The following is a 6,345-nucleotide window of genomic DNA, read 5'->3' on the forward strand; positions in this document are numbered from 1 at the left end:
TGATGTTCTTGACCTAAACTGAAGAACACCAGATAATGATGCAGATCTAGCAGCATTAAGCATAACACTAGTACTTGGTGCAGGAACAACAGTAACAGTCAAAGTACCAGTAGGTGTTGGAGTAGGAGATGGAGTAGTTACAACAGTAGTAGTAGTTACTGGAGTTGTTACTGGAGTTGTTCTAGGCGTTGTAGGTGTTGGAGTAGGTGTTGGTGTTGTTCTAGGCGTTGTAGGTGTGGTGGTTCTTCCTATGGCTTGTAGCCATGCGTTTAATGCATCTGTTGTTGATACTGATCTATCTGTTAGTACTATCTTGTAGTTGTACATGTACCATTCTATATTTACGCTTCCTCCTGTTGAGTATACTTCTGTTCCTAGCTCTAGCGACATTATGTAGAGATTGTCTATGTTGTCTGGTGTTGTTCCTCCTTTAGACCATCCTATACTTCTTAAGAATTGTTTTGTTGCTTCTATAAAGTATGTATAGTCGAACACAACATATCCTCTCTCGATGTTCTCTGTTATTTTGAATGTTATGAATGTCCAGTCGCCTTCAGATAACCATATCTCGAAGTTTCTATAGACTAACTGACCGTTGACTATCATGGGTACATTCGATAGTGTTCCTCTCTGACTTCCTCCAGGCGTTCCATATTTTATAAATGTCTGCACCATTATCTCTAGATCTCCTGCCCCAGGAGATCTACTGCTATCAGAATCTCTGAACAACCACGCCTCAAAAGCCATATTGTTTCCGGGCTCAGATCTAACTATTGAATAATTATATGCTATGAGTATTCTAGGCGCTTGACTATATCTTATTGGTGTGTCTAGGTAAGCTGGATATTCAGATATTGGGTTTGTTCCCCAAGGTTTAGCACCATATATAACCTCGTGATATCCGGGTGTATTGTATTGAGGAGCTGTACCTAATTGCCATTGAGATCTAGTTCGTAGAATCCCTCCCTGTAATATCTCCATAACAGCTTCTCCACTAGACTGAGATTCTCTACCCTCTAACCCCCATAGATTTACATCAATAGATGCATTACCTATCTGTCTCAGATTCCAAAGCTGACAAGAACCACCACTACAATAACCCCTCGAAACAGTACCAACATACTGACCAGTAGCAGGAAGAACATTTATAACTCTGAGATTAGGAGTAGGCGTTGGAGTAGGAGTAGGCGTTGGAGTAGGAGTAGGCGTTGGAGTAGGAGTAGTTCTGGGCGTTGTGGGCGTTGGAGTAGGAGTAGGCGTTGGAGTTGCTCCTATCACTTTAGCCCATGCGTTTATAGCACTAGCTGATGATACAGTTCTTGGTGCTAATGCGAAGTAATATCTGTATAAGTTCCATTCTACATCAACGTTCATACCAAGTGTTTGATTTGTATATATTTCTGTACCAAATTCTAGAGCCATAAAGTACATGTTATCGAATTGTTGCCATGTTACGCCACCATCTGACCAGTTTATTTCTTGTAGCCATTGTTTAGCATATTCTATAAGTTCTGTATAGTCGAATACTACATGTCCTGTAGCTATACCTTGTACCATTTTAAATGTTATGAATGCCCATCCTAGGTCTGCTCTTGGATGCCACCATAACTCGAAATCCCTATTTACAACTTGTCCGTTGATTATAACAGGTACTGTAACTGTTCTAACTGGTTGTCCAGCTGGTCTTCCACCAGAAATATATGTCTGAACCATAACCTCTATATCTCCATACGTTGGCTCTCTTCCATTATTAGAGTCTTTGAATACCCATGCCTCGAACGCGAAGTTGTGTCCCGGTGTACCTCTTACCTGTTCATACCTTAAGTCTATTAGAAGTCTAGGCATATCTCTATATCTTATTGGCGTGTCTAGGTAAGCTGGATACTCTTGTGATGTTGTTCCCCAAGGTTTAGCACCATATATAACCTCATGATAACATAAAGTGTTGTACTCAGGTCTCACTCTCAAATTCCATCTAGATCTAACATTGAGTGTACCCTGGCTCGTTATCGTCATAACTACTTCTCCTGAACCTACATCCTGTTGAGTATAGTTGCGCTGTAGACCCCAAACATTTACATCAATAGAAGCATTACCAATACTTACCAGATTCCATAACTGGCAGTTTTGGCCTTGACAACTACCTCTAGATGTGACTCCGTAATACGATGATGTTGTGGGTAGTATTCTTATTGCTCTAAAAGTTATATTGTCTACTGTTACCTGAAGACCATATGTTATTGGTATAGATACTAGTGGCATGACCATGGTTAACAATAATGCTATGCTTAGAGCTTTTTTAACTAAACTCATGTATATACACCCACATTACCCAAATATACTCAGAAGCTAAATGTAATAGTACAGGCTATAAACTTCACTATAATCATCATAAAACTGCTTACCTGTTGAGTGGTACTCACAACAATATAGAGTGTATAAAGTATACCCAGCTTACACTCCCTACACATAAGCTACATAGAGGTATTATCTTCATCGTTCATCTCTATAATTGTGTACTATACCGGTTACGTAGGTTTGTCGTATCCACAACTACGTTGCCACACGTGGTTTACAGTAAGTATTATATATCGTATATTATAATCGTCATATAGTGCTAGCGCTCCTTTTTGGCTATTAAGAACATCAGTATAGATGCGATAAACATGAACATTAGTATGAATATAATTATTTTGATATCAATTGAGGGTTTTTGCTCTACTATTTCTATTGAGGAAGATGGGGTTTCTAATGTAGTAACCGTAGATACCCCTTTCTTTATTTGTTCTATTAGATCTCGGAAACCTATTGTTATAGTTATCGTTGAAGTGTGTGGTTCTGTTATTATGTGTTCTACGGGTATTTGGTCAGGTATCTTCTCTATACTGTATATAATCCATCTACCACTATCTTCAAGCTCATCAAATCCTGCAACATAGATATGATCTTCATCTAGATGCGGTTTACCATTTGCAAAATATGCATATGAATTTACGTCTCCACTTAGTATGAATGTAAATGCTATAAAGCTCTGTTTATCTATTGTATACATTATGTGTCTGTTATAACCTTCTAGCATAAGTGTACAAAATAGATATACTATCTCATTTGAGTAAACTAGTTTTGGACAGTAACCAAAAGTTGTTGACACTTGTAGAAGTTCCGCTCTATTACTGAACACGGCTATACCTGCTCCAGCTATATAGGCAGAGCCGTTTTCATCAAAAGTGATGGCATTAGGTAAACCATATCCTGGTATCTCTTTTTCGAAAATGTGTTTTCTATTTAAGTCTTCATCTAGAACCTCTATTCTCCAGAAACCCGTTAAACCATTCATCCCAACAATCCATAGCTCCTCTGTAACATGATTTGCATCAAAACATGTTAATACATCGTATACATTAGATGGGTTTATTTCATATGTTTGTAGAATTGATAGATCTGCAGAGATTTTCTCTACACGCCACTGTGTGTCATCAGGAGCAATACCTACAAACCCAGCTAAATATATGCTATCCCTAAGAACTGTAATTGCTATTGCTTCACTCCAATACGTGAACTCTCTTCTTACAGATATATTTAAGAGTGTAAGATCTGTATTGAAAACAGCTACAATCCATGTCCTGGTACCCCGTTCTTGCTCTACGTAACCAACAGCATAAACCCTATTGCCAATAACTACACAATCCCTAAATTCCCCATGAATGTCTCCTCTCCAGAAAGCAAGGAGAGAACCATTCGATTTCGATCTTTTCTCAACTCTATGAATAGGTATATCTTGATCACTAGCCTCAGATCCTACAATATAGATCCAATCATCGTATCCGCATAAAGAATATGGAATATCTCTACCTTTAGATGGATTACTATGGGAACGCCATACAATTCTTCCTAACCCTATAGACGCTTCTTCACCACATACATCAGCAATAAACCATGCGTTAACTAGTGATACGACAATCATTGTGGCAATCAACAAGTGTAATCTAGACTTCATCACGGTATTTCCCTTGACTTGGAGAATGTAAGCAAAATATAAAGTTTTCTTGTAATGTTTAAACTAGTTTCCTAAAGGTGAGTAATAATGCTAGTGTTATCGAAATAACTATAGAGATTACGGCCACACCTATCAAGGTATAGATGCTGTAGCCCTTTTCAACTACATGTGTTATAGTTGTACTCTTCTCTATGACTGTCTCTATTGTAGAGATTTCTCTCTCTATAGTAGTAGTTGTTTTCTCAATTGTCGTAGTAATAGGTTTTGTTACTGTAATGATCGCTGTACTAGTAGTAAACACCTGCTTTTCTATTTCTGTAGTACTTATAACCGTGGTCTCAAGAGTCACTGTAGTAGTTACTGGAAATGTAACGGACACAGTTTTTGTGATTACTGATGTGAGTGTAGCAGTCCAAGTCTTATCTGTACTAGGCGTAAACACTACAAGCACATTATGAGGATTTGCTAAATATTCAATATGTATTGTGATGTAGTTGTTAATGGCATTTATAGACCTATATGTTGTACTACTCAAGTGTAGTGCTTCAACTACTGGTAACACATTGCTAATGTTATAAGTCCTTCTAATGTCCTCACTACCATAACCTTCAACATAGAGTCTCACTCTTTGCATTCTTGTTGTAATGCCTGTCGTAGGATCTCGAATCCATATTACTGACGGGATAATGGATATATATATCGCATAAAGTCCTGGTACTGGAAATTCATCCATTATGATTTCTCTAGTATCTATATTAGTTAGCTGTACTTTGATTACACCTCCCTCTATATGTACGTATTGTTCACTACCATTAACTACTGTATGAAATGCATAGACACCTAAACTAGAAATTGCTATACTTAAAGATTTGCAGACGATATTCTTGCCATAAATTAACGACATATCTTCTGCGAAATTGGGTGCAACAACATAAAACTCGTCAAAATGAAGTATGTTTTTTGAGTACCATACTATACTAAAATCTCCTTCAACAATATTATTGTATGCATGCATATATCCTAGACTAAGACCGAGTGTGTATAATACTATAAATATTAGGTACATTCCAGCTACACTACGTATATTGTTCATCTTTATGTTCATAACAATATCCACCCGCTAGTTCAATAAGTCTAGCACACTTTAGTACACTATATAAACTTATCGAACCAACCAAGTCGAGAATGGCTCAGAAGTACGCAAAAGATGCTATAGAAAAGATGCTATAGGAAACAACCAATCAATGAATGTAATAGATAATTTGATATATTTGAAAAAATCCTTGTCATTAAAAGGGGAATTTATCTTGGTAACAGTTGTAGTGCAGTTTGAGTATCTACAGATAGCGGATAAAGCGCTAGATAGTAGCTATGTATCGTCCAATCCACATCTACGTACTGCGTATAGAATACTTCTGAACCAAATTCTATTGTCATAACGTAGAAGTCTCCTATCGTTGTCGGATTTATGCCTAGATCAGGTCTAACCTCATTAATTACTTGTGCCGTTGCCTGTATAAATGCCATTAAATCTATGCCTACTTCTCCTCTCCTAATGTTCTGACTAGACACAAACGCTATATACCTCCATCCGTTACCCCAGTCTGCAGCGAAGTATACTTCCCAATTCATATTAACTATGCTACCATTGATAAGCGTGGGTATAGTTATGTCTCTAACCTTATTGCCTCCAGGACCAGCTCCACCACCCCTGAATGTCCATATCATGAGCTCTATATCACCAGGTTGGACACCAGGTGTAGCAGGGTTTCTCTTTAACCATAAATCAAAAGCGAAATTAACAGCGGTATTAAATCGATCAAATGAGTACCTCAGATATGCTAAGACCCTTGGAAGTTCGTTTACCTTCCTAGGCATAGATAATGCTGATACACCTTTTGAATACGGTGTTTGAGTTTCCCATGGAGATGCTCCATAGACAATTTCATGGTATGCTATAACATCCCACGAATTCTTAGGCACATTAGTTAACACAAGACTATTATTTACTATCAAAGGACCATTAGCACTACACCTCATAATAACATTACCGCTAAACTGTCCTTGATAATCATTGAGACCCCATAAATTCACACAAGCATAACACTCATTACCAAGACTGCCGCAAGGCCATATATTATTAGCATCACCCGTAACAGTTACAGCACTAGAACAAGGAACAGCTCTAATAATAGCTGTAGGAGAAATGGTTGTTGGTGCAGTTGTTGGTGTTGGAGTAGTTCTCGGTGTTGTAGGAGTTGTAGTTGTTGGTGTTACAATAGTTGTTGTAATAGGAGAAGTAGTTGTTCTTGTCACCGTTATTGTTCTAATTATTGTTACTGGTACTG

The 6,345-nt window shown here is 37.8% G+C and carries 4 protein-coding genes; all 4 read right to left on the reverse strand.

The window, feature by feature from the left end; all coding sequences use genetic code 11:
* Positions 1 to 2,313 (reverse strand): hypothetical protein (locus QXK50_08585; protein ID MEM2009205.1); only part of this gene is annotated, 2,313 nt, incomplete at its 3' end.
* A gap of 304 nt (positions 2,314 to 2,617) precedes the next feature.
* A complete protein-coding gene (locus QXK50_08590; protein MEM2009206.1) occupies positions 2,618 to 3,997 on the reverse strand; it encodes a hypothetical protein in 1,380 nt (459 codons plus the stop codon).
* A 58-nt stretch (positions 3,998 to 4,055) separates the two neighbouring features.
* On the reverse strand, positions 4,056 to 5,102 hold the full coding sequence (locus QXK50_08595) for a hypothetical protein (GenBank protein ID MEM2009207.1): 1,047 nt from the start codon (positions 5,100 to 5,102) through the stop codon (positions 4,056 to 4,058).
* A 197-nt stretch (positions 5,103 to 5,299) separates the two neighbouring features.
* Positions 5,300 to 6,345: hypothetical protein (locus QXK50_08600; GenBank protein MEM2009208.1), on the reverse strand; the 1,046-nt coding region annotated here is incomplete at its 5' end.

The sequence above is a fragment of the Ignisphaera sp. genome, from assembly GCA_038831005.1.
In the GTDB taxonomy this organism is placed as follows: domain Archaea; phylum Thermoproteota; class Thermoprotei_A; order Sulfolobales; family Ignisphaeraceae; genus Ignisphaera.